The 25,712-nt window shown below is 59.1% G+C and carries 23 protein-coding genes; 3 read left to right on the top strand and 20 right to left on the bottom strand.

What is annotated here, in order from left to right; all coding sequences use genetic code 11:
* Nucleotides 1-144 precede the first annotated feature (144 nt).
* The 11 genes from PZA18_RS18085 to PZA18_RS18035 form a co-directional block, all read right to left on the bottom strand.
* Nucleotides 145-711, bottom strand: coding sequence for a response regulator transcription factor (locus tag PZA18_RS18085; RefSeq protein ID WP_284102275.1), 567 nt, complete (start codon nucleotides 709-711; stop codon nucleotides 145-147).
* Nucleotides 701-1,993: a sensor histidine kinase gene (locus tag PZA18_RS18080; protein ID WP_284102274.1), complete on the bottom strand. Its 1,293-nt coding sequence runs from the start codon at nucleotides 1,991-1,993 to the stop codon at nucleotides 701-703. Before PZA18_RS18080 ends, PZA18_RS18085 begins: the two co-directional genes overlap by 11 nt.
* Nucleotides 1,994-1,996: 3 nt before the next feature.
* A complete protein-coding gene (locus PZA18_RS18075) occupies nucleotides 1,997-3,178 on the bottom strand; it encodes an MFS transporter (protein ID WP_284102273.1) in 1,182 nt (393 codons plus the stop codon).
* 11 nt (nucleotides 3,179-3,189) lie between these two features.
* Nucleotides 3,190-3,909 (bottom strand): M48 family metallopeptidase, encoded by a 720-nt coding sequence (locus tag PZA18_RS18070; RefSeq protein ID WP_284102272.1) that lies wholly within the window; start codon nucleotides 3,907-3,909, stop codon nucleotides 3,190-3,192.
* A gap of 15 nt (nucleotides 3,910-3,924) precedes the next feature.
* Nucleotides 3,925-4,704: a lysophospholipid acyltransferase family protein gene (locus PZA18_RS18065; protein WP_284102271.1), complete on the bottom strand. Its 780-nt coding sequence runs from the start codon at nucleotides 4,702-4,704 to the stop codon at nucleotides 3,925-3,927.
* Complete coding sequence (gene gmhB, locus PZA18_RS18060; protein WP_284102270.1) at nucleotides 4,704-5,249, bottom strand: D-glycero-beta-D-manno-heptose 1,7-bisphosphate 7-phosphatase; 546 nt, start codon at nucleotides 5,247-5,249, stop codon at nucleotides 4,704-4,706. Before gmhB ends, PZA18_RS18065 begins: the two co-directional genes overlap by 1 nt.
* A gap of 2 nt (nucleotides 5,250-5,251) precedes the next feature.
* A complete protein-coding gene (locus PZA18_RS18055; RefSeq protein ID WP_284102269.1) occupies nucleotides 5,252-6,100 on the bottom strand; it encodes an FkbM family methyltransferase in 849 nt (282 codons plus the stop codon).
* Between the two features lie 10 nt (nucleotides 6,101-6,110).
* Nucleotides 6,111-8,177 carry a glycine--tRNA ligase subunit beta gene (gene glyS / locus PZA18_RS18050; RefSeq protein ID WP_284102268.1) on the bottom strand — a complete coding sequence of 689 codons (2,067 nt, stop codon included), beginning with the start codon at nucleotides 8,175-8,177 and terminating at the stop codon, nucleotides 6,111-6,113.
* Nucleotides 8,178-8,214: 37 nt separating this feature from the next.
* A complete protein-coding gene (locus PZA18_RS18045; RefSeq protein ID WP_284102267.1) occupies nucleotides 8,215-8,832 on the bottom strand; it encodes a hypothetical protein in 618 nt (205 codons plus the stop codon).
* Nucleotides 8,833-8,843: 11 nt separating this feature from the next.
* A complete protein-coding gene (gene glyQ, locus PZA18_RS18040; protein WP_284102266.1) occupies nucleotides 8,844-9,731 on the bottom strand; it encodes a glycine--tRNA ligase subunit alpha in 888 nt (295 codons plus the stop codon).
* Nucleotides 9,732-9,892: 161 nt separating this feature from the next.
* Nucleotides 9,893-11,521: an acyl-CoA synthetase gene (locus PZA18_RS18035; protein ID WP_284102265.1), complete on the bottom strand. Its 1,629-nt coding sequence runs from the start codon at nucleotides 11,519-11,521 to the stop codon at nucleotides 9,893-9,895.
* A gap of 272 nt (nucleotides 11,522-11,793) precedes the next feature.
* Between PZA18_RS18035 and PZA18_RS18030 the strand changes: the two genes are divergently transcribed.
* The 3 genes from PZA18_RS18030 (at nucleotide 11,794) to PZA18_RS18020 (ending at nucleotide 15,592) form a co-directional block, all read left to right on the top strand.
* Nucleotides 11,794-13,638, top strand: coding sequence for a right-handed parallel beta-helix repeat-containing protein (locus PZA18_RS18030; RefSeq protein ID WP_284102264.1), 1,845 nt, complete (start codon nucleotides 11,794-11,796; stop codon nucleotides 13,636-13,638).
* Nucleotides 13,639-13,733: 95 nt separating this feature from the next.
* Nucleotides 13,734-14,582, top strand: coding sequence for a zinc metalloprotease HtpX (htpX, locus tag PZA18_RS18025; RefSeq protein WP_308447420.1), 849 nt, complete (start codon nucleotides 13,734-13,736; stop codon nucleotides 14,580-14,582).
* A gap of 161 nt (nucleotides 14,583-14,743) precedes the next feature.
* On the top strand, nucleotides 14,744-15,592 hold the full coding sequence (locus PZA18_RS18020; RefSeq protein WP_284102263.1) for a C48 family peptidase: 849 nt from the start codon (nucleotides 14,744-14,746) through the stop codon (nucleotides 15,590-15,592).
* A 68-nt stretch (nucleotides 15,593-15,660) separates the two neighbouring features.
* Here the strand turns inward: PZA18_RS18020 and PZA18_RS18015 are convergent, their stop codons facing one another.
* From PZA18_RS18015 to PZA18_RS17975, 9 genes are all read right to left on the bottom strand, one after another.
* Nucleotides 15,661-16,872 (bottom strand): pyridoxal-dependent decarboxylase, exosortase A system-associated, encoded by a 1,212-nt coding sequence (locus tag PZA18_RS18015; RefSeq protein ID WP_284102262.1) that lies wholly within the window; start codon nucleotides 16,870-16,872, stop codon nucleotides 15,661-15,663.
* Nucleotides 16,869-18,473, bottom strand: a complete 1,605-nt coding sequence (locus PZA18_RS18010; protein ID WP_284102261.1) for an acyl-CoA ligase (AMP-forming), exosortase A system-associated — start codon at nucleotides 18,471-18,473, stop codon at nucleotides 16,869-16,871. The genes PZA18_RS18015 and PZA18_RS18010 overlap by 4 nt, the downstream gene beginning before the upstream one ends.
* Before the next feature lie 400 nt (nucleotides 18,474-18,873).
* Nucleotides 18,874-19,926, bottom strand: a complete 1,053-nt coding sequence (locus PZA18_RS18005; protein WP_284102260.1) for an acyl-CoA dehydrogenase family protein — start codon at nucleotides 19,924-19,926, stop codon at nucleotides 18,874-18,876.
* A complete protein-coding gene (locus tag PZA18_RS18000; protein WP_284102259.1) occupies nucleotides 19,923-21,125 on the bottom strand; it encodes an acyl-CoA dehydrogenase family protein in 1,203 nt (400 codons plus the stop codon). The genes PZA18_RS18005 and PZA18_RS18000 overlap by 4 nt, the downstream gene beginning before the upstream one ends.
* 97 nt (nucleotides 21,126-21,222) lie before the next feature.
* Nucleotides 21,223-21,507, bottom strand: a complete 285-nt coding sequence (locus tag PZA18_RS17995; RefSeq protein ID WP_284102258.1) for a pentapeptide repeat-containing protein — start codon at nucleotides 21,505-21,507, stop codon at nucleotides 21,223-21,225.
* Entirely contained in the window at nucleotides 21,504-22,940 is a 1,437-nt protein-coding gene (locus tag PZA18_RS17990) for an MATE family efflux transporter (protein WP_284102257.1), read from the bottom strand. Before PZA18_RS17990 ends, PZA18_RS17995 begins: the two co-directional genes overlap by 4 nt.
* A 60-nt stretch (nucleotides 22,941-23,000) precedes the next feature.
* Nucleotides 23,001-24,047 carry a beta-ketoacyl-[acyl-carrier-protein] synthase family protein gene (locus tag PZA18_RS17985; RefSeq protein ID WP_284102256.1) on the bottom strand — a complete coding sequence of 349 codons (1,047 nt, stop codon included), beginning with the start codon at nucleotides 24,045-24,047 and terminating at the stop codon, nucleotides 23,001-23,003.
* Complete coding sequence (locus tag PZA18_RS17980; RefSeq protein ID WP_284102255.1) at nucleotides 24,037-24,315, bottom strand: acyl carrier protein; 279 nt, start codon at nucleotides 24,313-24,315, stop codon at nucleotides 24,037-24,039. Before PZA18_RS17980 ends, PZA18_RS17985 begins: the two co-directional genes overlap by 11 nt.
* A gap of 140 nt (nucleotides 24,316-24,455) precedes the next feature.
* Nucleotides 24,456-25,679, bottom strand: a complete 1,224-nt coding sequence (locus tag PZA18_RS17975) for an ATP-grasp domain-containing protein (protein WP_284102254.1) — start codon at nucleotides 25,677-25,679, stop codon at nucleotides 24,456-24,458.
* Between the last annotated feature and the right edge of the window lie 33 nt (nucleotides 25,680-25,712).

The following is a 25,712-nucleotide window of genomic DNA, read 5'->3' as shown; positions in this document are numbered from 1 at the left end:
GCTGCGTCAGCAGCAGAGGAAGCGAACTATACGCCCCACCCCTGAACTCGTCAACACCTCACACCAAAATATCTTTCAACAATTCATCAAATTCCTGATTTATAACGAAATTTATCAGGAAGATTTTCAACCTAGCCTCCCAGACTAGTCTATATCCTGATTTGGGCTAGGTCGTTTCCCTAGTTTTCTTTGTAGAGTTCTGCGATGCATATTGAGCGCACGAGCTGTGGCGGAGATATTTCCCTCATTTTCGGCGAGAACTTTCTGGATATGCTCCCACTCCAGACGATCAACAGAGAGTGGCTTTTCGGGGATATCTACAGAACTGTCCCCGCCGATCTGCTCGAAAGCAGTAATGATCTCTGCTACGCCGGCAGGTTTAGCCAGGTAATGGCAAGCCCCTAGCTTGATGGACTCTACTGCGGTGGTAATGCTGGCATAGCCCGTCAACATGACGATTTTCATTTCTTCATTGGTGGTCAGAAGCGATTCAATCAGTTTCAGGCCAGAGTCATTGCCGAGCTTCAGGTCTACCACCGCAAATTCGAATTTTGTTTGAAGCGCAGCAGTTGTTGCCTGCTGCGCATCCAGCGCTTTATGTACCGTATATCCCCGACGAGACAGAGCGCGCGCCAGGACATCGATGAAAGTCTCATCATCATCTGCCAGGATAAGCGGTTTGGCGCTGTTTGAATCTTGATCAAGCTCCACTGTATTTCACTGCCTTTCCAACTAAAGGTAATACGATTTCAGTACGGGTACCGCCGCCGGCACGTTGTAACCAACGCAAACTCCCTTTGGCCTTTTCAATAGATGCATTGGCAAGATGAATTCCTACACCCATGCCCAGCTTGGCTTTGGATGTCATGAAAGCCCCGTCGGCATGGCGAGCAGCACGTCCATCAAAGCCGGGTCCGCGATCAAGGATCGCCAGAATCAGCCTATCCCCCCGCCAGTCAACTTCAATCTCTACGGATTGGCCTTCTGCCGCATCTGCCGCATTGTCGAGCAGGTTAAGCATGGCTTGGCGCAAGCTGAAATCCCAAACACACATGGGCGCAGCATCAATCCCAAGTACTCGTAGTATTGGACGCGCGTTGGGGCGCAAGAGTTGCCAGTCATCGAGCAATGCAGGAATCGCCTGGGTGACTGGGCACGGTTTAGGTGAATCGGCTTGAGCCCTCAGCAGTCCGAGTATCTGCTTGCAGCCGGCCAGTTGCTTATGCAGAAGATTAAGATCCTGAGATAGCGGCCCGGCTTCTCCGACCTCCGACTGCATTTCTTCAACCAACAAGGTCATGGTGTTGAGTGGCGTCGCCAAGCGGTGGGCAACGCCTGCCGCCAGAATTGCCACGCCCATCAACTGCTCATTGCGAAGATCATCTTCTCGCGCCAAGGCCAATTCCCGATCCCGCTTGCGAAGCTGTGCGCCAATGCGGGCAACCAAGCCAGCAACGATCAGCGCCGCCACCACAAAAGAAAGCCACATCCCGACGGTATGAAATTGGAAAGCACGTTCAGGCGCACCAACAGGCCCTGAGACCGGCATGTAATAAAACAGGAGCAGCCCATAAATGGTCAGCGTGTACAGCGTCAGCAGCCAAGTCAGACGGGATGGCAGCATGGCGGCCGCTACAGCAAGCGGGACCAGAAACCAAGACACCATGGGATTGGTGCCCCCGCCCAGAAAAAATAACCAGGTGGCGTGCGCAGTAATGTCTACCGCAAGCTGCAGGGCAATTTCACCATTTGGGACAGTCCAGCCATGTCGTGCATGCCGCAGACGCAATACGGTAAAGCCGTTGAACATCATCAGCAGACAAGACACTAGCAGCAAAGGAGCAATCGGCAGCGTGAACTTGAGTACCACAACGGCAAAACCAACCAATACGCACTGCAGGGTAATTGTTGCCGCTCGAACCAGTACTAGGCGGCGCAGATTTTCGGTATTCGGAGAGGAGGGGATTGGCTTGCGGGATGGCATATCAGACATAGACTAGTGGGCGCCGATAGGCGTGCGCAATCGCCATATAAATAAGAGAGTGGAAGCAAGGGTTGCGACCAAGGTGGCTATGCCGAATGCCAGATTTGCGCCAAACACCTGCCACAACCAGCCAAACCCCAGGCCTGCAGGAATGGAAACCAGCCCCATCACCAGATAGAACCAGCCGAATGCGGTACCCAGCTGCTCCGCCTGAGCCGTCTCACACAGCGCAGACCGCTCAACACCTTCGCCAAAACCACAAACCAAGCCGTAGAGTGCCGCCACCAACCACCAGACCGGTAAAGACTCGGTCAGACCCAGAGATATAAATCCGACAACATAAAGTAACCAGCTCAATTGTAGGGTCTGCAGATTGCCGAAGCGATCTGCAAAACGTCCACCGACGATGGCGGCAAGGGCCTTGGTGAAATTAAACAGCGCCCAAAGCAGTAAGCAAGTTAGAGAGGATGCACCCAGATCATGAGCGCGCAGGATCACAAAGGTTTCTGCCACTCGAGCCAGTGTCATCAGGCCGATTAGCGCAATCAAGCCCCGGCAGGCTGGGGCAAGACCAGAAAAAGTGATAGGTGGTGAGTTTGCTTTGCGCCTGGGAAAGCGTGGTACATCTTTTACGGCCAATGCCAGAACGGCCAGGGCCATGGCTCCAGGCAATGCCGATAGCGCAATCACGGCCGGAAGTGAAAACTGGCCGGAGGCCAACACGGCAGCAGCCAGCAGCGCACCACCCACCGCTCCGGCATTGTCCATCGCGCGATGGAAACCGAATGCAACGCCTCGATTGGTTTCATCCGTTGCATCAGCAAGCATGGCATCGCGTGGCGCGCTGCGTATGCCTTTCCCGATACGATCGACACTTCTCAGCAGCAATAGCATCCCCCAACCCGAAGCAAGCGCCATCAGCGGTCTAACCATATTGGACATGGCATACCCGGCAATCGCGAACGGTTTGCGTTTCCCTCCCGCCGCATCAGAACGCCGTCCAGCCCACAGCTTGAGGAATGCCGACAAAGCCTCTGCCACGCCCTCGATCAACCCCAGACTCAGTGCCACATTATTGGCACTCCCCGCCAGTAGCAGCGGCAACAGCGGCGTTACCATTTCGGATGCCAGATCATTCAGGCAACTGACCAGCCCGATGGCTATCACAACAGGGGGAAGTTTGCGCGGCGACACAGAAGGACTTTCTACCAGGCAAAGTAGCGCGCGCCGTTCTGGCGCAGAAACTGGCGGTGATGCTTATAGTTCGGGCAGACGCTTGCGACAATCTGCCAAAAGCGATCAGAGTGGTTCAGCTCACGCAGATGGGCAAGTTCATGGATCAGTACGTAGTCAATAACTGCTGGTGGGGCCTGCATCAAACGCCAGTTCAGACGAATGGCCCCAGCAGATGAACAGGATCCCCAGCGTGTCTTGGCATGGGACAGGTGCAAGCTGATCGGCCGGATAGAGATAGATGGCTTGAGCTGCTCGATACGCGCAGAAAAATATTGCATGGCAGCGGCCTGCATAAACTTGCCCAATGCCCGCGTTTCTTCCCCGGCTTTACAAGCCAACCAGATTGCGTCATCCGTCACCCGAGTAGGCCCGGTGTGTATGAGCAACTTTTTGGGCTGGCCCAGCCAGTCAATGGCACTCAAATCAACCTGCTCAAGGTTCCCGGCTTCAGTCTGCCAGCGCTGCAGCTTGCTTAAGATCCAGCCAGCCTTTGTCTTGAGCAAGGCTTCTATATATATATGTGAAACTGCAGGAGGGGCTGACACCACCAAACCTTGCCCAGAGATCTGCAATCCAATCGACCGTCGCTTGGCACTACGCTTGAGTTGGTAGTTAACCGGTGTCGTCGCCAGCAAAATATGGTGTTGCTCGGCCCGAAGCAAACCTTTGTTACGCGCAGATTCTGGCAATTCGATCCAACCTGCTTATTGAGCTACCTGTTCTTCAATAACGCGAGGCGCAAGTGGTTCCATTTTCCCAGGCCAGCACGGACCGACCCCACTGATCACATCCATCTCAGCCTCAATCCATTTTTCCGCCAGTTGTGTCAGCTCCTCGCCACTACGCCCCTGAGGGTAGATGGCCGGCCCTATCACCATCGTGGCCTGACCTGAATACTTACGGAAGGAATTACGGGGCCAGAACTCCCCCGAATTCACCGCGACCGGCACAATCGGCAAGTTAAGAGCGGTCGCCAAACGGGCACCACCCGCTTTGTAGCGGCCTCGCCGGCCTGCCGCAACACGAGTGCCCTCCGGGAACACGACAATCGAAAGACCATCTCGCACCCGTTCAGCACCTTGCTGCAGCAACTGGCGGCTGGCTTTGGTGCGATTGGAACGATCAATCAAGATGGGCTTGAGGCTCCACAACGCCCAGCCAAAAAATGGCAGCCACACCAGTTCACGCTTGGCGACCCAGGTCTGCAGGGGGAAGATCAGCGTCAGCATCAGTGTTTCCCATGCTGACTGGTGCTTGCAGAGTATGACGCATGGTTCTGTCGGAATATTCTCGCGCCCCAGCACGCGGCCTTGTAACCCGCACGACAACTCCAACCACTTGAGACAGGCTTGGGCATAGGACATGACCAGGCGGAAACGTAGCCGGTATGGCAACAAAATCGCTACCAGCAAAGCTATGGCATGCGCGATGGTAATCACCGCCACCCCAAACTGATACAACACCGAACGAAACCAGATTTCCATCAGTCAGCCTCTCTATTCAGCAAGAACGTGGCCACAGCCGCCAGATCATCAAATACCAGCGTACCCGGTGGTAAACCACCCTGAGCCAGGGTTTTCTCGCCTTTACCCGTCCGAACCAGAATCGGTTCAGCACCTACAGCGGCAGCGGCTTCCAGATCACGCAAACTATCCCCCACCACGGGCGTCTGATCGAGCCGCGCATCAAAGCGCTGGCTGATGTCACGATACATGCCGGGCGCCGGTTTGCGACAACCACATCCAATCGCTGCGGTATGCGGGCAGATGAAGATCGCATCCACGCGCCCACCAACCTTGGACAGCAGCTGATGCAGCTTGTCATGCATGGCATTCAGCGACTCCATACTGAACAATCCGCGACCGATTCCGGACTGGTTAGTCGCCACCACCACATGAAATCCGCCATGATTCAGCATGGAAATCGCTTCCAGGCTTCCCTCAATCGGCACCCACTCAGCAGGCGATTTCACAAAATCATCACGGTCGTGGTTGATCACACCGTCGCGATCAAGAATGATGAGCTTCACCGTTAGTACACGCCTGTTATCTTAAATTTCCCCTGACTCCAAGCGATGGCAGGATCTTCCACCGGGGAGAACCGATTAACCTGCACCTCCAGCTCCTCAGGGACCCCGAAGACGTTGATCGAAACAATGCCAGGAAAAATATTTTCCTTATTGCCAAAGAAATTGTCCTCGTTGTACATGATGGGCAAATGCCACCACAGGCGATAGCCCAGCGACAACATGTACCGCAACAAGGACTCCGACTTGTCTTCGCGATCATTTTCGACGTAGAGCAAGGGACGGCAGCGTCGAATCGTCTGTTCCGCCCCACGTAGCACTTGCTCTTCCATGCCCTCCACGTCAATTTTCAGGAAGTCGAGCCGCGGTAAATTGAAACTGTCGAGCGTGCGGACTTCGACATCCTCCCAATCTGGTGCAGCTTCAGTGCTGGCCAGACTCACCCCCCCCACATTCACGGTCTGGGCAAAACTCAGAGCCGGGATCTTGGCAACCCCATCGCCATCACCCAAGCCCATTTGCAAAGCCCTGACATTTTCAATGCCATTGAGGGCAAGATTGCCGCACAGCATCTGAAACACGCGGCGCTGTGGCTCGAAAGCCAGCACCGCACCTTGCGAACCCACCGACTGCGCCAGAAAAAGCGTGTGGCTGCCAATATTGGCCCCCACTTCGACAACAATATCACCAGGTCGGACGGCTTCCTTGAATAGCGAGGTTTCGCTCTCTGAAAACTCGCCATACACATCGAAGCTACGCCCCACATACTGATCGTGCTTGAAATAACTCATCAAGCCATGCCGGCATTGTTTGAGCCTGACTTCGTCACCGTCGAAGAGTGGGGTTGGGGTCATGGTTTTTCCTTTACTCAGCCAGCAGTGAGATATCTGCAACCTGGTTCATCAAACCGGCCAGCTCGGCCAGCAACGCCAAACGATTATTCCGAACAGCCAAATCGTCGGCCATCACCATCACATGATCGAAGAAGGCATCAACCGGCGCCTTCAACGCCGCCAAACTCTTCAGAGCGGCCGTGTAATCGTGAGCCTTGAACTGGGCCGCCACCTTGGGCTGCAAATCCACCAGAACACCGTGCAACGCCTTCTCTTCTGCCTCGGTCAGGCGAGACGCATCCAGCGTCGGCAGGGGATCGGTAATTTTCTTGAGGATATTGCAGGTACGCTTGTTGGCCGCAGCCAAAGTTGCCGCTTCTGGCAAACGCTTGAACTCAGCAACCGCTGCGAGACGGGCAAGCACGGTTTCCAGGCGACTTGGTCGATCAGCCAGCACCGCGTCAATATCCGCAGAGGGATATTCGGCAGCCAGGTAGTTGCGCAAGCGCTCCAGAATGAATTCAAAGACGTCGCCCACCACGGTTGCCGACAGGATGCCGGCCGGAAAGCTATTGGCCGTCAACTGCAGCAGCTTCCTCAGATCCAGCTTGAGCCGGGCCTCTATCAGCATGCGCAACACGCCGAGCGCAGCCCGACGCAAGCCGAACGGATCTTTATCACCGGTTGGTACCAGACCGATACCGTAGATTCCCACTATCGCTTCCAGTTTATCCGCCAAAGAAACGGCCTGGGCAATCGGACCTTGTGGCAAAGTATCGCCCGCAAAGCGTGGGTGGTAATGCCCCTCAATCGCTTCGGCGACGGCCTCGTGCTCACCATCGAGACGGGCGTAGTACATGCCCATGATGCCTTGCAGCTCCGGGAATTCGCCGACCATATCGCTGACCAGATCAGCTTTGGCCAGATGGGCAGCACGCGCTGCAATCGCCTGATCGCTACCCAGTTCGCGGGCAATTTCACCGGCAATGGTTTCCAGACGGGTGACGCGCTCCAGCTGGCTACCAATCTTGTTGTGATAGACCACACCCTTCAGGCGGCTGACGCGGGCATCCAGGCGGGTTTTCTGATCTTGCTCAAAGAAGAATTTGGCATCCGACAAGCGGGCACGTACCACCCGTTCGTTACCGTGGACGATCTGGCCGGGGTCGCGGCTTTGTTGGTTGGAAACCAGCAGAAAGCGATTGGTCAGCCGACCCTGCTCGTCGAGCAAAGGAAAGTACTTCTGGTTCTGTTGCATGGTCAGGATCAGACATTCCTGCGGTACCTTGAGGAAGTCTTCTTCAAAGCTGCCCTCCAGCACCACCGGCCACTCAACCAGGCCCGTCACCTCATCCAGCAGCGCATCGCTGCCCGCGATACGGGCGCCCCGCTCGGCCGCCTTTTGATCAAGCTGCTGCTTGATGGCAGCCCGCCGCTCGGCAAAACTGGCCATCACCTTGCCCTGCTCACGCAAAACGCTGGCGTAGCTTGCCGCATCAGGCATCGACAACTTGCCTTGAGACAGGAAGCGATGCCCCCCGGTCTCCCGACCACTTTCAAAGCCCAATGCAGAACCCGCAATCACCTCATCGCCGTGCAACATCATCAAGCCGTGTACCGGACGAATGAACTGGCCTTCACGGCTGCCCCAGCGCATCAGCTTGGGGGCGGGTAGTTTTTTCAAAGCCAGTTCGACAATTGCAGTCAGATGCACTGCCAGTGGCTCGCCCTTCTTTTCAGAGCGGAAGACAAATACTTCCTGCTTGCCGTCCGAGCCTTTCTCCAGCGCCTCAATCGCCACACCACAGGAGCGGGCAAAACCCTGCAAGGCCGGGGTGGCCTGGCCATCCTTGTAGCCTGCAGCCACGGCAGGGCCACGGCGTTCAACGGTTTGATCCGGCTGAATGGCGGCCACAGCCGGAATGCTGACCGCCAGGCGGCGAGGTGAGGCAAACTCGGTTACCGCCGTGCCAGCAGCAATGAAGCCCAGCCGCGTCAGCTCGTCTGCGATGGTCTGAGCAAAGCTCGCCGCCAGCTTGGGCAAGGCTTTGGGTGGAAGTTCTTCGGTGAAAAGTTCGATCAGAAGGGTGTTCGACATGGACGAATCAATCTCAAAATACGGTAAGAGGTCAGCATCAGGCGGGTAATGTTGCCGGCTCGGCAGCACTACGGTCTGGCGGTACCTTGTTCTTGTCTATCGGGTAAGCGGGCTGATCTTGTTCAATCGGCCGGCCTTTCTTATCAGTCATCTTGCTGGCTGCATCGCACACTTTGCGTACGAATTGCTCGCCCAGCGTATTACGCTGCTGCATCTGGAATTCGCGCATGAAGCCAACCACGCCGGAACGCTGCACCACTTTCCCGGCTGCATTGCGCAGTTCCGAGCTGACGCCGCCCATCAAGGCAACCTGCTTTTCACTCCAGGTGGCGCAGTCAATGGCGTAGCGGGCATAACGCACGCGGTACTTCCGCTTGGTGGGATCCCCATCCAGATTGGCAACCTGCTGGTCTTCCTTGAATTCCTGCCGCAGCCAGGCATAGATGTAATCCCGCTCGGCGTACTGATCTTCACCTCCTATCGACTTCAGATCGACAGACGCGGTGAAGGCATCGGCGTTGATCACGCTCTGCCATTCGGCTTTTTCATCTTTGGGTGGCCGGGAGTAGCCCGACACATCCGACGCATCTTCAAAGTCTCCACAAGCCGCCAAAAGCAGCGGCAGGGTAAATAATGAAAGCAGGCGTCGGAGCATTTTTCGGCGACTCAGGAAGCGAGCATCGGAAAGCCCAGGGCTTCTCGGGCATCGTAATAGGCTTGTGCCACCTGTCTGGCCAGTGTTCTGACCCGGCCAATATAAGCGGCACGCTCAGTCACCGAGATCGCCCCGCGTGCGTCAAGCAGGTTGAAGGTATGCGAACACTTCATCACCATCTCGTAACCCGGTAAGGCAAGGCCCGCATCCAGCAGACGCTTGGCCTCGGCTTCGAACTCGGTGAACTGCTTGAATAGTAGTTCGACATTCGAATGCTCAAAGGCGTACTTTGATTGTTCGACTTCGTTCTGGAAGAACACGTTGCCGTAAGTGACCGGCCTGCCGTCAGGCAGAGTAGTCCAGACCAGGTCGTAAACGTTCTCGATGTTCTGCAGATACATCGCCAACCGCTCCAGGCCGTAAGTGATCTCGCCCAATACCGGTTTGCAATCGAGGCCGCCTACCTGCTGGAAGTAGGTGAACTGCGTCACTTCCATGCCGTTGAGCCAGACCTCCCAACCGAGCCCCCAGGCGCCAAGCGTCGGGCTTTCCCAGTCATCTTCGACGAAGCGGATGTCGTGAATGGTCGGATCAAGCCCCAGCTCTTTGAGCGACCCCAGATACAGCTCCTGAATATTGTCGGGGCTGGGCTTGAGGGCTACCTGAAACTGGTGATGCTGGAACAGACGGTTCGGGTTCTCGCCGTAACGGCCATCCTTGGGACGGCGACTGGGCTGCACATAAGCCGCACGCCAGGGTTCCGGGCCAATGGCACGCAGAAAGGTTGCGGTGTGGAAAGTGCCTGCGCCCATTTCCATGTCGTAAGGCAGGAGCAACGCACAGCCGTGTTGATTCCAATAGCGTTGCAACGTAAGGATGATTTCCTGGAAAGTCAGCATAGGTCGAAGGTGTTAGTTGAAACGACACGCAAATCGCGCGGTAAGCGCTGGATTGTACTGCGTTTCATTGTGGGGACAAGCCGACCCGCTGGCCAGCCGCGCAAAATGCCGCAGGTGGGCATCTGGATCAGCCGGCGCTGTCTGGCGGTCAGACGCGGCCTTTATAGCCCGGCCTTGGCCCGATCTCGCAGCAGGAACTTCTGCACCTTGCCGGTCGAGGTTTTAGGCAGCTCCCCAAACACAAAGCGCTTGGGGACTTTATAACCGGCCAGCCTGTCACGGCAGAAATTCCGCAACTCGGTTTCATCAATCGAGACAACACCCGGTTTCAGCATGACAAAGGCGCACGGCACCTCACCCCATTTCTCGTCGGGCAACGCCACCACGGCCGCTTCCAGCACGGCAGGATGCTGATACAGCGCAGCTTCCACCTCGATGCTGGCGATGTTCTCACCGCCAGAAATAATGATGTCCTTGCTGCGATCCTTCAGCTCGATATAGCCATCCGGGTGCAAAACCCCCAAATCACCGGAATGGAACCAACCATCCCGAAATGCTTCGGCGCTGGCGGCCGGGTTCTTCAGATAACCCTTCATGACAATATTGCCGCGAAACATGACTTCGCCCAGCGTTTCACCATCGGCCGGTACCGGCTGCATGGTTGCCGGGTCCAGCACCGTCACCGCTTCGAGCATCGGGTAGGCAACCCCCTGTCGGCGCAGGATGGCTGCTTGCTCTGGCTCGGGCAGCAGGCTGAATTCCTCCTTCCACAAGCACAAAGTCGCCGGGCCGTAGGTTTCCGTCAGGCCATACAGATGCTGCACCTTGAAGCCGATCGCCTCAGCCGCACGAATGATCGGCACCGGCACCGGTGCGGCCGCTGCATTGAAATGCACGGTGTGCGCAAACGTCCGGCGCACGGTCGCGGGTGCATTGATGAACAGGCTCAGCACCACCGCAGCCCCACACATATAGTTGACGCCTTGCTCGGCAATCAGCGCGAACATCGTTTCGGCTTCAACCCGCCGCAGGCAGACCGAGGTACCGCCTATTGCCGCCAAGGTCCAGACAAAACACCAGCCATTGCAATGAAACATTGGCAACGACCACAGTTTGACCGTTGCGTGGCTCATCCCGGTTGCCAGGGCATTCGACATGGCATTCAGGTAGGCGCCACGATGGTGATACACCACACCTTTCGGGTTACCGGTCGTGCCCGAGGTGTAATTCAGGCTGATCGCTTCCCACTCATCCTGTGGCGCTGGCCAGTCATAGTCAGGGTCCCCTTCCGCCAGCAAGGCTTCGTAGTCCAGCCCCTGCAGACGCTGCCCGAAATCGGCTTGCGCATCCACGATATTCACCAGCAAGGGCCGGACCTTGACCAGCGCCAAGGCGGCCTGGGCCAGTGGCACGAACTCGCTGTCACACAACAGCACGCGGGCCTCACCATGCTCAAGCTGAAAGGCAATCGTGGCCGGATCCAGCCGGTAATTGAGGGTATTGAGCACCGCGCCACACATGGGCACGCCAAAGTGCGCATCAATCATCGCCGGAATATTCGGCGCCAGAATGGCCACCGTCTGACCTCGCCCGATGCCTCGCTGCGCCAACGCGGAAGCCAGGCGACGGCTTCGGGCATACATCTGCGCCCAGCTGAATCGCTGGCTGCCGTGAATCACCGCCGTCTTGTCCGGCCACAGCATGGCACTACGGGGTAAAAACGACAGCGGCGACAGCGGAAGGTAATTGGCAGGATTCTTGGGCAGATCCAGGTCATAAGCAGAAGTCATTTGATGCAAGTCCCGACGGGTCGTGATTTGTTTTCGGAAACAACAGGCCAGACCGACCAGGCAAGCCCATACGAGCAACAACCGGCCCAGCGCATCAAAACCTAGCACAAAGCAGCCACCAACGGGCAAGCGACCGTAATCCGCCCCTTCTACATCGCAATCACTTGTCATACCCAAACCAGGCCGATAGCATCGCCTAAATTGAATATTTTATTTACCACACCACAAAACAAGGACAAATGTCCTGTATTTGGATGAAAAGGAGCTTTTCAATGTCGAATTCTCGCCAGCCATCACTCCCAAGCGACTCTCGGTTGAAAATCCAGATTGCCAAAACTATTTTGGCGATCAGCCTCAGCAGCTGCGCCATGACAAGCCCGCATGCTTTAGCCAGAGATTATTATGTGTCCACACTGGGGCGTGATCATCCGGCAGCGGGTAGTGCGAACGACCCTTTTCTCACCATTCATTACGCCGCCAATCTGGTTACAGCAGGCGACACCGTTTATATCGCCCCAGGACAATATCAATTGGCGCAAACCCTTTACCTCAACAACAAAACCGGCACCGCCGAACTGCCGATTCAATTTATCGCCTTAACCAACCGCAATCGACGCGTAGAAATAGACTGCAGCCTGAAAAGAAACTGTATCTCCATGGCAGGCTCCAGTCATATCAGAATCTCGGGCATTCTATTCAACAGCCCACAGAATGCAGCCCTATACATAGCACGCAACAACAATCATATCCGCATTGACAATAACTCATTTTATTTCACCGGAAAGTATGGTATTCAAATCGATGACAATTTAAATGGCTTACCCGCCAACACCCCCAAAGGGAGCTATCAGATACTGAATAACTACTTTTTGGGCAACAAAGACACGTCGATTTACGCTCGCCAGATTTCCAATTCCACCCTGAGTGAAAACCATATTGATGGCATGCCCTCCCCAACGCCGGTTCAATTAGGCGACGGCATCGTCGTCACCTTGTCGGATGCGGTGGCTATTCGCAGTAACTACATCACCGGCATTCGCGGTCTGCGTGAAGGCAAGCCGCTTTCTGCGATCAAGGTCAAATCCTCGACCCAAGTCACGCTAGTGAATAATGAATTAGCCGATCTTTCCGGTCGTGGTATTCATGTATTACGTGAAGACATGACAAACCCGCCACCCAATCGATTTATCACCATCGACGACAACCGGATCTATGGCGCGGCCAAAATCAACGAAGGCAATAATGACCCGGCCTGCACCAGTGGGGGCTGGCCCGGCGCCATGAATCTATCCGATACGCTTGATGCGGTTATTCAGAATAATATCGTCCACCACAATTTTGGTGAAGGCGTTATTCTGAGCAATGCGCAGAGAGTCATGGTCAGCCAGAATGATTTGCATGACAACTTTGGCACGAATTTATATTTGAATAACGCAGCCAATATCGTGGTCGAGCGAAATTTCATTCACACTCTTTTCGACCCACACCATTTTCGCTGCGGCGCCGCAGCGGGCGGCATCAGCCTTGCCAATGAAACGGATACCAGCCAGAATAATACCAATTATCTGCGACTTGAGAATATTTCGATTCTCAACAATATCGTGCAAGGCGGTCGTTTTGGTTTGAGTTATTACACAGACAATAGCAGTGCTTATTTCCGAGGCGGCATGCGCAATGTACAGGTGCGTAATAACACTGTCGTGGTGAATGGCAATGGCAGCGATAACCGGCCACAGCCGGTATTGGCCATTACCCCGGATACTCAGCATTCCGATAACCTCTTCGAAAATAACCTGTTCAGACAAATGCAAGCGCAAGACCCCCTGCGCAGCATTGGCGTCGCGCAAGGTCATGCTTTCAACCGTAATCTCTGGTTTGGCGGCACCGCCAACGACCCGGTCGGCAGCGCCCCCAACGATGTGCTGGCCGATCCCCTGCTTGCCAACCCCTTGGGTACTGCGGCCTATCACTTCAAGATCAGCCCGGCTTCACCCGCCTATAACGCTGCCTATTATCTGATCAGCAGCAATGCCCCTGCGGTGGACTACTACGGCTCACCCCGCCCGTTCGCCGGCAATGCGGACATTGGCGCCTACGAGTACACCCTGAATCAATAAGCACGGCACGAGGGGGCCACGCCCCCTCAAGCTGCTTGATTTGGCAGGACTTTCCCCCATATTCCAGTTATCTCAGTCACATCGGGAGAACGATCATGCCTCTGGGTAACTGGATGAAAACCACGGTCTTGCTCGCCGCCATTGTCGCTTTGTTCGGTGCGGTGGGCGCCATCATGGGCGGCAAGGCTGGCATGCTGCTGGCCTTGCTGTTTGGCGGGGGGATGAGCGTATTTTCGTACTGGTTTTCGGACAAGCTGGTCTTGCGGCTGTACCACGCGCAGGAGGTTAACGCCCACAACGCACCCTACCTTTACCACATGGTGCGGGAGCTGGCACAACGGGCCCGGCTGCCGATGCCCAAGGTCTACCTGATCAACGCCGCCCAGCCCAACGCCTTTGCTACCGGCCGCGACCCTGACCACGCTGCCGTAGCCGCCACCACCGGCATCATCGACCTGCTGAGCGAGAGAGAATTGCGCGGCGTGATGGCGCACGAGCTGGCCCACGTCAAACACCGCGACATTCTGATTTCGACCATCGCCGCCGTGCTGGCCGGCGCTATCTCGGCACTCGCCAATTTCGCCATGCTGTTTGGCGGGCGCGACGAAGACGGCCGCCCAATCAACCCCTTGGCAGGTATCCTGGTCGCCTTGCTGGCACCCCTTGCAGCCATGCTGATCCAGATGGCGATCTCACGGGCCCGCGAGTTTGAAGCAGACCGGGGCGGCGCGGAAATCTGCGGCGATCCGCTCGCGCTGGCCAGCGCCTTGCAGAAAATCGACTACTACGCCCGTGGTGTGCCTCTGCCCAGCGCCGACGCCCACCCGGAAACCGGCCAGATGATGATCATCAACCCCCTGAGCGGTGGCAGCATCGCCTCTTGGTTTTCGACCCACCCCGCCACCGAAGAGCGCATTGCCCGTCTGCGCGCCATGCGGCGCTAGGGGCTTGGTCAGATCACCGCCATGTGGATCCATCATGGAAACGAACCGGTAAAAATCCCTGCAACCAATTGGCGCCCGTTGTCACTCACGTCTTGATAGCCGATTGCCAGCCGAGCAATCGCAGACCATTCGACCAATACCATTACCGAGAGATCGACACCATGCTGCAAATAGCCCCCCACGTTGGCCTGACCCAAACCCAGTTTGAATCGCTGTTCAGTGAAGATGCCAGCCAGATTGATGCCAGTGCCGTTGACCGACTGGCCGACACGGCCGCTCAAGGTAACTCCACCAGCATCGACATGCTGCTGAATCTGGCGCTGCGCCAAGATGACATTGGTGAGCAGGCTCAGGCAAAACTGATAGAACTTCACTCAGGCGACCGGGAAGACATCAGCAGCATGGTCGGTCAGTCGAGCGTTGCCCTCTATGAAACGATGGGGCACAAAGATGACGGCAACCGCATGACCAGCTCATCCGCTTTGCTGCATATGGCGGCGTCCAGCGCGCACTGTGGCCCCGTAGCGCGGCAGGAAATTCAGAAGACCATTCAGAACAACCTGAATTTCAGTGTCATCCAGAAGCTCGATAACATCATTGAAGCCAATGAGGAGTTGGGTATCCATGCAGATCACCATGATCGGATCAAAGTCATGGACACCCGCAAAGGCTTTTGTGGCGAATGCTCGGATGCTGTGATGGCATCCCTCAATCAAAATGGCATGGCACCCGCCTTTCAAAAGGTCAACCCAACCAGCACCCACTATTTTGTATTGAGCCACGACAAGCAAACCATCATCGAGCCCTCATACAAGCAGATGTTCTTCAATGCCCAAAACAATCTGGAACAAGACCAGGAACGGATTGACCTGCTGAAAGCGTTGCCAGACGTGTTCTATGGCAGCAAAGCAGACTTCGATGCCACCATCGACCACGTTTGCGACCTCCTGAATATTTCGGGCGGGGAAAAAGCGGCACTGAAAGCGCATTGGAATACCGACGCTCTCTAGCCATGTGCATGGAAAGAAGGAGGGGGCTAAGCAGCCCCCCAAGATAACCTCCAGCAAGGTGTACTGACCTACACCAACGTCTCCACCACCTCCGGATGCCCCAGGAAGTCGCGGGGGCTGGCGCTGCGGCCGTAGGCGCCGCTTTGGTGGATGACGACGAGGGCGCCGGGTTCGGCTTTCGGGAGTGCCATCTTGTCGCCGAGCAAATCCAGAGGGGTACAGAGCGGGCCGACCACGGAAGCAACTTCGGTTTCGGGGCCGCCGCCGATGATGCTGACCGGGTAGTTTTTGCGCAGCACCTGTCCGAAATTGCCCGAGGCTGCCAGATGGTGGTGCATGCCGCCGTCAGTCACCAGAAACACCTGACCGCGTGACAGTTTGCGATCAACTACCCGGCAGACGTAGTAACCCGCCTCGCCCACCATATAGCGTCCCAACTCGATCACCACCGATGCGCCCGGTGCGTCGGTGGCCAGCTGCTCGGCCAGTGCATTGAGGTTCTGCTTGATTGGATCCACTGTCAGCGGTTGGTCGCCGGGGAAGTACGGGATGCCGAAGCCGCCACCCAGATTCAGCACCTTGAGCGGCTGATCAATCTCCGCCGCCAGCCGCAGTGCCAGCGCGTAGCTTTTCTGCTGGGCGTCGATGATGGCGTCGGCTTTCAGGTTCTGCGACCCGGCAAACAGATGAAAACCTTCAAACTGCAGGCCCAGCTGGTGAATCTCGCGCAGTAGCGCCGGCACGGCCTCGGCATCGACGCCAAACTGTTTGGCACCGCCCCCCATCTTCATACCCGAGGCCCGCAGATCGAAGTCGGGGTTGACCCGCACCGCCACCCGCGCCGGCACGCCGAGCTTTTGCGAGGCCGCAGCCAGAATTGGTAGCTCGCGTGGCGACTCCACATTGATCAGCACGCCCGCCGCGACGGCCTGTGTCAGCTCTTCGGCCCGCTTGCCGGGGCCGGCAAAGCTGATTTCACGCGGCACCATGCCGGCATCGAGCGCAATTTTCAGCTCGCCGGCCGAGGCCACATCCAGACCATCGACCAGCCTTGCCATATGCCCGACCAGCGCGGGCATCGGGTTGGCCTTGATCGCGTAATGCAGCTGGATGCGTGGGTCCAGCCCCTGCCGCAAGGTGGCTACGCGCTGGTCGAGCAGGCTGCGGTCGTAGATATAACAGGGCGTCTGGCCGAGCCGCTCGACTATGCGGGATAAGGGCTGGCCGTTAACGTCGAGGTCTCCGGCCAGGGTAAACGGTGAATGCAAGGGTGCGTTCATGCTGTCAGCTCCTGAGTCTGTTGCAGGCGCTCGGCCAGCAGTTTGCGGTCAATCTTGCCGTTTGGATTGCGTGGCAAGGCTTCAGTCACCAGCTCAATCCGGCTCGGCACCATATAGGCAGGCAATCGCTGGCGGCACAGCGCCTGCAGGCTGGCGACGGTCACCTCGGCATCGGCCTTGGGCCAGGCCACCACGGCTATCGCCTGCCCCAGCGTCGCATGCTCGATGCCAAACGCAGCCACTTCGGCCACCACCTGGGTGGCGTAGAGGATCTCTTCGATTTCCGTCGGGCTGACGCGATAGCCCGAGGTCTTGATCATCTCGTCGCGGCGCGACACAAAGTAGAGAAAGCCGTCTTCGTCCATCCGCACGGTATCGCCCGAGAACACAGCCATTTCCGGCAGCACCAGCCCACCTTCACGTCCCGGCAGTGGCTTGAAGCGCTCGGCCGTCTTGGCAACGTCGTTCCAGTAACCCAGGCTCACCAGCGGGCCACGGTGCACCAGCTCTCCTGGCTGATTGGGGCCGCAAGGCTGGCCGTCGTCGTCGAGGACCAGGATCTCGGCATTGGGAATGGCTTTGCCGATGGAGTCGGGCCGGCGATCCACTTCTTCAGGCGGCAGATAAGTCGAGCGGAAGGCTTCGGTCAGGCCGTACATCAGATAGGGCTTGGCGGTCGGCGCCTTGGCGCGTAAAGCGTCCAGCGTCGGCCGGGGCATCTTGCCGCCGGTATTGGCGAAGTAGCGCAGGCTGGCTGCAGCTTCAGCCGGCCACTCGATCTGCGCCAGCTGCATCCACAGCGGCGGCACGCCGGTCAGGCCGGTGACTTTTTCTTTGGCCATGACGGTGACGACTTCCTGCGCTGTCAGGTAGTTGAGCAGCACCACCCGGGCCCCGACCAGAAAGGCCGTGGTCAGCTGCGAGAAACCGGCATCGAAGCTCAGCGGCAGCGCCGACAGGATGGTGTCGCCCTCGCTGTTGCCCAGATAGCTGGCCACGCTCTTGGCACCCGTCACCATATTGCGGTGTGAGAGCACCACGCCCTTGGGTTTGCCGGTGCTGCCCGAGGTATAGAGGATGGCGACCATATCGCTGTCGATGACGCGATGGCAGGCCGGCGCCGGCTCAGCCGCCGCAATCACCTCAGACCAGCGATGTTCATTGACGCCGGCTACTCGCGGTGCGCCCGGCTGGCCGTCAATCAGCACCACCTCGCGCAGATCAGGGCAGTCGGCCAGTGCGGACTTGAGCTGGTCGTAGCGGATCGACGAGGTGACCAGCATCTTCACATTGCAGTCGCGCAGGATATAGGCCACCTGCTCGGGTTTGAGCAGGGGGTTGAGCGGCACAAACACGCCGCCGGCGCTAGCGGTGCCAAAGCAGGCGGCGACGTGCTCGAAGCCCTTGGCCAGGAATACGGCGACCCGTTCCTGCCGGGCCAACCCCAGCCGTAACGCCCCGGCGGCAAAGCGCTCGACCAACCCGGCCAGCCCGGCGTAGTCGAGCGAGTCGGCGCCCAGTGTCAGCGCGGTGCGGCCAGGCAGGATGCGGGCGCTGTGTTCAATCAGATGCTGCAAAAGATGGATGTCTTGGTATCGCATGGCAGTGTGAACTCTCTTGGTTTTTCTGCGCGGCTGGCGCAGTCGGACAAATCAAGCGGCAAAGCCTCCCCCTGCCGCCCAGACCGGCGAAGGGCCGGTGCGGGAAGCGGTCAGTTTTAGGCACTGTTGACATTTTATTTCCGGATCGCGTTTCGTCGGATTTGGGCCTGGTGCAAGGCGAAAAGCGCGCCGCTTAGTGGGCTAAGCAAGCGATTTTTAACGCAGCAGCGGGCTCAAATCCGGCGAAACCCTCCGGGCCGGGTCGATTTTTGGGGCATGGCGTCGTTAGGGTTCGCTTATTTAGCTCGCTAAACTACTCTCACCCTGCCTAGCCCTGCCCCAAAACTCGGCCCGGCGCGACCGGAAACAAAACGTCAACAGCGCCTAGGGGAAAGGAGAACTACTCGCCGCCGGGAGTCGCCGTCAGGCTGGCGAACAGCATGGCCAGCGTACGGGCCTGTTCGAACAAACGCTTGAAGGGCAGGCCATCGACGTAGCCATGCGCGGCGGCGATCTGCACCGCATCCCGCGCCAGCTGGTGGGCGGTTTCGACGATGAAGCTGCCGCCACCGGCCTCACGACAGGCAGCGTCCTGATCGGTCAGCGTCTGCAGCAGATAGAGCCGGCTGGCATCGGCGGCCAAGGCCATATCTGCCAGACGCAGCGAAATGGCCTGATGCTGGTAGATCGGCTTGCCAAACGCCTGTCGGGTTTTGGCGTAGTCCATGCCGTGCCGCAGCTGCGCACGCTGTACCCCGCACAACAAACCGCCATGCAGGCCCCATAGCCAGCGCCGGGCGTTATCGGCGGTTGCTGGCGTCCATTGCTGTGGCTGCAGGCGCCCCGGTATATCGGCTGCCCTCAAGGTCTGCTGGCAGGCGCCGGCAAATCCGAGCAGCCCCGTCTTCGTTTCATGTTTCCAGCCCGTCTGCAGCTCGGCAGCGGTCAGCGGGCCGAGCACCTGCGCGGCCTGCCAATCCAGCACCAGCGCCCCCGTGCTGGCCGGTGCCGGCCAGGGAGACAGCGCCAGCCATTGCCGGCCACGGCCGGTGCCCTGTTCAATAAACAGATCCAGCTGCAGCGCCTGGACATGGCTGGTCGGGTACACGGTACCAGCCAACCGGGCCACTGCCGCGGCAGTAATCGGCGCCAGACCTCGCCAGGCCAGTTCCGGGCAGACCGCCGCCAAGGTCTCGGCGATCAGGAATAGGGTGAGCGGGGCATCGGCCACCAGTTCATCCTCGGCCGCCAGCAACAGACCTGGTAGATCCAGCTCCTGCAAACGTTCCAGCAGCTGGCTGCGCTGTTCCGGGCTGAGGGCCGGACCGCGTTTGCTGTGTTCGGCATCAGCGGCGAAGCGATCCACCACTTCCAGCAAAGGGGCGAGTGCTTCCGGCATGGCCAGATCGAAGTACTGGCGATCTGTGGCCAGCATGTCCTTGTGCGTCATCATGCGGTCCTCCTGCCAGCAAAGTCGTAGGCGCGGGCAATCATCAGGCGTTGCATATCGCCGGTCCCTTCCAGAATGTCGTATGCCTTGGCATCACGGTAGAACTTGGCAAGACGCCCATCGGCCGCCAGGGCCTGCAACGGGAACAGCTGCATCAGGTCTTGCGCCAGTTGCATGGCCAGGGTCGAGGCGTAGGCTTTGGCCATCGACGCATCGAGCGAAGCCCGCTCCCCCCGGTCGTAACGCCAAGCGGCACGATAAGCCAGCATGCGGGCCGCCTGCAGGCGCTGGCGATAGCTGCCGAGCTTGTCGGCCGCCGCAGCCCGCCCGCTCAGGCTCAGGCTGTCGCGCTCGGGGCCGGCCAGCAGGCTGCCGGCGTATTCGAGCGCACCGGCGCAGGAGCCGATGATCACCGAGGTCAGCACCGGTCGCATGTAATCCCAGGCGCTCTGGGCGCCGGTAAAAGCATCAATCGTCGGACCTTTGCTGCCGTCGTGACCGAGCATCGCCGTCTTGTGAACCCGGCAATCGGTAAACGAGAGCTGCGCCAGCTGACTTCCGCGCAGCCCCAGCATGTCTTCGTTGCGGACGTGGGCAAAGCCCGGCGTCGTGGCATCGACCATGAAGGCCCGAATACCGAAGCGACCGCGCTTGCGATCGACCGAGGCGAACACCACGATCACATCCGAGCGGCCACCATTGGTGATAAAACACTTTTCGCCATTGATCAGATATTCCTCACCATCGGCCGTTGCGGTCGTGGTCAGGGCGGTGGCATCCGAGCCTACGGCGGGTTCGCTGATGGCAAAAGCCCCCCATACCGGCCGGCCGGCGCCAATAAAGCGGGCAAAAAAGGCCCGGCGCTGGTCTTCTGTCCCCAGCGACAGCACGGGGGGCATCGACAGGCCCGGCCCCGGCAGACCAATGCACAGACCGGGACAGATGGCGCCGATACGCTCGAACACCAGCGTGCGGCGCAGGGCGGTGGCAGTCAGTGCCGAGCCACCATATTCGACCGGAATCATGAAGCGATTCACCCGGTCGATGCCGAAGCCTTCCAGCAAGGCCGAGTCGATGTCACCGGTCTTGTCGGTAGCCATGACGTAGCCCGGCAGTTCGGCGATCAAACGGTCAATGGCGGCAGCGCCCTCCCTGTCATCCGCCCGGATCGCTTCCCACAAGCGTTGTCTGTCGAGTTTCAAGCTAGTCTCCTCTGAAACTGTTCAAACCCTGTTGCCTGCTAGCGGCACACGGCCAGGGCCACACAGCGCCTGAACAGGTTTCCAGAACGGCGGCCGCTCAGGCCGGCTGGTGTTGTTCGGAATAAACGCGCAACAGCTCTTTGACGGGAATGCCCTCGATGGTCATGCCGTCATAGAGGCTGTCGGCAATGGCCACGTCGGCAAAGCTGGCCTTGGCGATCTTGGCGCCGTCGAAACGGACGTGCTCGAAGTTGGCTTTCTCGAACGAGACATACTCGAACTTGGTGTAAGCCAGCAGACACTCGTCGAACTCGCTGTCCGACATATTCACGTCCGATGCCATGATCTGGTGTTCGCAGTTGTGGAGAGTGATTGCGCTCATGCTTTTGCTCCTTCAGTGGTCAAGTGGGGGGAAGTCAGAGAAGATGCCGATCCGTCACCTGCCACTTCGGGCCGGTTGCCGGGCAGGCGGAATTCGCTGCGACAGCGCAGCAATACTGCAATCGTGGTGATGCCAAACCCGCCAAGCAGGCCGATCCAGACACCCAGCAGGCCATGCCCCAGCACAATTGCGGCCAGCCAGATGCCACCAGCCGTGAACAGGCCATAGCCGACCACGGACAACGCCAGCGGCGAACGGGTCACGCCAATCCCGCGCAGGGCGGCAGCGCTGACGATGATGATGGTCTCGAACAGGAAGAGCACACCGGTTGCCGGCATCACCCCCCGCAGCAGCGCGGCCAGCTGCGGTTCAGCCGCACGCGGCCCCAGCAGCAGGGAAGCGGCCTGCAACGGCCACAAGGCAAAGGCGGCCGTCACAAACAGCGCCAGCACCGCCCCCAGACCAATCGCCTGCCAGCAGGCGGCGTTGCGCCGGGTCAGCTCACCGCTGCCATCGTGAATGGCCACAATCTGGCTGCAGGCCTGCCCCAGCCCCAGAGGCAGCACCAGACAGACGCCCAGCCATTGCAGACCGGCCAGGTGGGCATCGCCCGTCGTCAGGCCGAACGCCCCCGCCGTCAGCGACGAGAACAGCAAGGCACCGGCTTCCAGAAAAAACACCATGCCGATCGGCCAGCCCACCGCCAGCAGCCGCAACAAGCCGGCGCGACCGGCCAGCACCCGCCGCAGGAATGACAGCGGCTCGATCTTGAGCGCCGCCTGTTGCCGGCAGCACAGCCAGCAGGCACCGAACATCAGCCAGTTGGTGGCAGCAATCACGCCGGTAATCGCCAGGCTGGCATGTACGGCATCGCCCTTGGCGGCAGCGACCGCCATGATGGCCAGCAGTACCGTCAGCACCGAACCAACGCTGTAGATGATCGAAATCAGCCCCGCCCGACCCGACATCGAAAAGTGCATGCGATAGGCGCCGGTCAGCACATTCGGAATCACCCCCAGCGCCGCCACCCAACCAATCTGGTGCGCCAACGCCACCACTGGCGGCGGATTATGAGAAACCTCCACAATCCAGCCAGCCGCCAGCGACACCAGCAGCAAGGGCAGCGCCAGCAGCAGGGCCAAGGCCATGCCGTCTGCAATCACCCGTCGGTACGCCGCCTGATCCCCCGCGCCCAGCTCACGGCCGGCCAGCGGGTAGAGCGCCGTCAGTACGCCAATCGACGCCGACAGCGCCGTCATATTGATGGTCGCCACCTGTGAGAACGTGGCGAAGTAGAGGCCCCCCAGTTTGCCCATCAGACCGAACACGAAGAAGTTCAGCACCACCGGCGCAAACTGCGCCAGCGTGAGCTTGGATGTGAGCAGGGCCAGCGTCGCCAGCCCGCTACGGGGTGTTGCCGTCGAATCGTTCAAGATGTCCTCCGCTTCTTGCTTGTTTGGTTTTTGCCCCCGCAACGGTCAATCGTTGCGGATTCATTCGCCGGCTACACGTACCTGCCACAGTGCCGCTGCCGTACAGCCCCCCAGCCCCAGCCCCCAACTCAGCACCAGCCGGCCATCCAGCTCGGGCCGTTGCGGCAGGGTGGCCAGCAATTTCGCCAGCCGGTAGGGCGTATCGGCCGCGCCGAGATAGGCATTGGCGTCGATGGGCCATTGTTGGGCGGCCGACAGTCCCAGCCCTTGCGCCACTTCCGCCCGCAGCTCGGCACGCAAGCCCTGAGGCAGGCATAAGGCCAGATCCCCTGCCCGCAGCTGACGGCGCTGCAGCAGGCTCTCGACCGTGCCGACAATCTCTGCCGCCAGCCGGCTGCGGTCCGCCAGCGGATCAAGCAGGCTGTAGGGGTCGTAAGCCTGCTCGAACTGGCGGAATTCGTGATCGAGCAGCACCAGTGCCGACAGGGAATCCGGCACCGCTGTGCTCGGCTGCATCAGCAGGGCGACGGCGGCATCCGACTGCAGGGCCGTCGCGCCGACCAGGCGTGGAAACGGCGGCAGCCATTTCTCGCCCGCCACCAGCAAACCGGCTTGCAAAGCCGGGTCGGCCCGCAAGCTGGCCTCGGCCACCGCCAGCGCCTGATAGAACGACGCCCCCTGACATTGCGCGATGGCCAGCGCATGCGCCTTGGTCAGCCCGCATTCGCTGATCAGCCGGCAAGGCGTCGAGAGCACCAGGTCTTCATCAATCGCCGTATGACTGTAGATGGCCAAACCGCACCGTGCTGGCAGATCTGGCTGCTTGCTGAGCAGCCCCTGCACCGCCGCCACGGCGAGTTCGGACTGGGTCTGGCCCGTTGCCTCGACAAACACCGCATCAGACTCGCCTTGCCAGAACGGACGCAGCGCCTCGCTATAGCGGGCCGGCGCAATGCCGTAATCCGCCATCAGGCCCAGATGGGCGCGCTCGTAATCGCCCATCTGTGGTTGCAGGGCATCCTGCAGGGGCCAGTCATGCCAGGCCCGATGCCGGTCGGGCAGGGCCACACTGGCAGCCGTCAGGCTGAGCAGTGGCTCAGTGCGCATGGGTAGCCTTCTGCTGCAGAAAATCGCGCAGGGTCAGGAACTGGCCGAACAGCTCGGCAGACAGCTCTTCAACGTCGATGGCGATACCGAAGGTGGATTCAATCGCCATCAGCAGATCGACCACGCTCAATGAGTCCAATCCAAGCTCATACAGGCTGGTCTCGTCGGCAATGGCGCTGGTCGGCAGGTCGAGCTTCAGCACGTCCAGCACACAGCGTTTGAGGCGCTCGTCGAGGTTGCTGGTCACTTCCATTACAGCTTGATTCATCGCGTTCTCCAGATAGTGGGCGTACAGCGTCCTGAGCAGGCCGCAGCAAGCGGCCGGCTTGGGCGCAGACAAGGGTTAATCAGTCAGTTACATCGGTCGGCCCCGGCTCGCTGTCACGCAGCAAGCTCGCGGGCGGATCCTCAAAGTGGTTCGCAGACGATGCGGGTCTCGAAGGTCTCGGTCAGCTGGTTCAGGCGCTGGTCGAACTGTGTTTCATCCGCTGCCGTGAAAATCATCAGACCCCGGTAGTCGGTGCAGTGAAAGCTCGGCGCCTTCACATCGCCGGGCTTGGCATAGATGCGGGCCAGCTGGATCCAGTCTTCGGCAAAGGCATCTTTGCCCGGAATATCGGCGATGCGCACGGTGTCGTTGCCACGGAAGCCGATCAAGCCGGCCAGCTGGTCGATCGCCCGGAACCGGCCCAATGCCTCCCGGGCCCGGCCCTGTTCAATCGCCAGAGCGGCGTGCGACAGGTTGATGCCGAACTGGGCTTCAATCATGTGGACAATGCCGCCACCACCTGGGCGGATGGCCATTTCCACGAAAACGATCTCGTCACGATCCGACACGAAGGCTTCGAGGTGGGTCACACCGTTCTGCAGGCCAAAGCCGGCAATCACCTGCTCGGAGAAGGCCTTGAGGCGGTCGTGCAATTCGCCCTGCACCAGCATGCGGCACACCATCGGCGCCCCCGAGCTGAAGTCGATATTGCCCATGCCGGGCAGATAGGGCGCGATGGCGGTGAACAGCACTTCGCCGTTCTGCACGATGGAGTTGGTGTGGTAGAGGATGCCTTCGATGTACTCCTCAGCCTCGAAGCTGTCGGCGGCCCGTTCGGTGGCATACCAGCGCTCCAGCTCGGCAGCGTTGCTGATGAAGGACACTTTTTTCGAGCCCAGGCCATCACGCGGCTTGACCACCAGCTTGCCGTATCGGGCCAGCAGATCAGCCACGGCAGCACGGTCGCTGCAGCAAACAAACTGCGGCACGCGGATGCCCTTGGGCCCCAGGCATTCCTTCATCCGCACTTTGTCGCGGTAGAGCATGGCGTCTTCGTAGCGCAGGCCGGGCACCCCGAGCTTTTCGCGCAGCTGGGCGGCGAATTCGATAGTGGGCTCATCCAGCGTGGCGATCGAAGTGATGCCGGCTTCACGGTGATAGCGCTCGGCCAGCGCGAAGACACCTTCCTTGTCGGCCCAGCGCACGGCTTCAACCGTGCAATTGGGCAGATTGGTGAAGTGGTGGACGGTTTCCTTGTCGGCAAACAGCAGGATCGGCCCTTCAAAGCGCTTGAGGATCGACTCGCCGTGCAGGTCGGCAAAGCTGAACTCATCGCGCCGGGACAACACTAGGTGATAGCTCATGGTGGGGCTTTCTTCGATTTATTCCGGGGTGCC

The sequence above is a fragment of the Parachitinimonas caeni genome (assembly GCF_030129945.1).
Lineage (GTDB): Bacteria > Pseudomonadota > Gammaproteobacteria > Burkholderiales > Chitinimonadaceae > Parachitinimonas > Parachitinimonas caeni.
Note: the sequence above shows the minus strand (reverse complement) of the source record. Positions and strands in the feature narration are given on the sequence as shown.

Bases quoted from the DNA above. Each gene is read 5' to 3' on its own strand.
- PZA18_RS18080 (WP_284102274.1), bottom strand. From the start codon at position 1,993: ATGTCTGATATGCCATCCCGCAAGCCAATCCCCTCCTCTCCGAATACC.
- PZA18_RS18065 (WP_284102271.1), bottom strand. From the start codon at position 4,704: ATGGAAATCTGGTTTCGTTCGGTGTTGTATCAGTTTGGGGTGGCGGTG.
- PZA18_RS18055 (WP_284102269.1), bottom strand. From the start codon at position 6,100: ATGACCCCAACCCCACTCTTCGACGGTGACGAAGTCAGGCTCAAACAA.
- glyS (WP_284102268.1), bottom strand. From the start codon at position 8,177: ATGTCGAACACCCTTCTGATCGAACTTTTCACCGAAGAACTTCCACCC.
- PZA18_RS18045 (WP_284102267.1), bottom strand. From the start codon at position 8,832: ATGCTCCGACGCCTGCTTTCATTATTTACCCTGCCGCTGCTTTTGGCG.
- glyQ (WP_284102266.1), bottom strand. From the start codon at position 9,731: ATGCTGACTTTCCAGGAAATCATCCTTACGTTGCAACGCTATTGGAAT.
- PZA18_RS18035 (WP_284102265.1), bottom strand. From the start codon at position 11,521: ATGACTTCTGCTTATGACCTGGATCTGCCCAAGAATCCTGCCAATTAC.
- PZA18_RS18030 (WP_284102264.1), top strand. From the start codon at position 11,794: ATGTCGAATTCTCGCCAGCCATCACTCCCAAGCGACTCTCGGTTGAAA.
- htpX (WP_308447420.1), top strand. From the start codon at position 13,734: ATGCCTCTGGGTAACTGGATGAAAACCACGGTCTTGCTCGCCGCCATT.
- PZA18_RS18020 (WP_284102263.1), top strand. From the start codon at position 14,744: ATGCTGCAAATAGCCCCCCACGTTGGCCTGACCCAAACCCAGTTTGAA.
- PZA18_RS18015 (WP_284102262.1), bottom strand. From the start codon at position 16,872: ATGAACGCACCCTTGCATTCACCGTTTACCCTGGCCGGAGACCTCGAC.
- PZA18_RS18010 (WP_284102261.1), bottom strand. From the start codon at position 18,473: ATGCGATACCAAGACATCCATCTTTTGCAGCATCTGATTGAACACAGC.
- PZA18_RS18005 (WP_284102260.1), bottom strand. From the start codon at position 19,926: ATGATGACGCACAAGGACATGCTGGCCACAGATCGCCAGTACTTCGAT.
- PZA18_RS17995 (WP_284102258.1), bottom strand. From the start codon at position 21,507: ATGAGCGCAATCACTCTCCACAACTGCGAACACCAGATCATGGCATCG.
- PZA18_RS17985 (WP_284102256.1), bottom strand. From the start codon at position 24,047: ATGCGCACTGAGCCACTGCTCAGCCTGACGGCTGCCAGTGTGGCCCTG.
- PZA18_RS17980 (WP_284102255.1), bottom strand. From the start codon at position 24,315: ATGAATCAAGCTGTAATGGAAGTGACCAGCAACCTCGACGAGCGCCTC.
- PZA18_RS17975 (WP_284102254.1), bottom strand. From the start codon at position 25,679: ATGAGCTATCACCTAGTGTTGTCCCGGCGCGATGAGTTCAGCTTTGCC.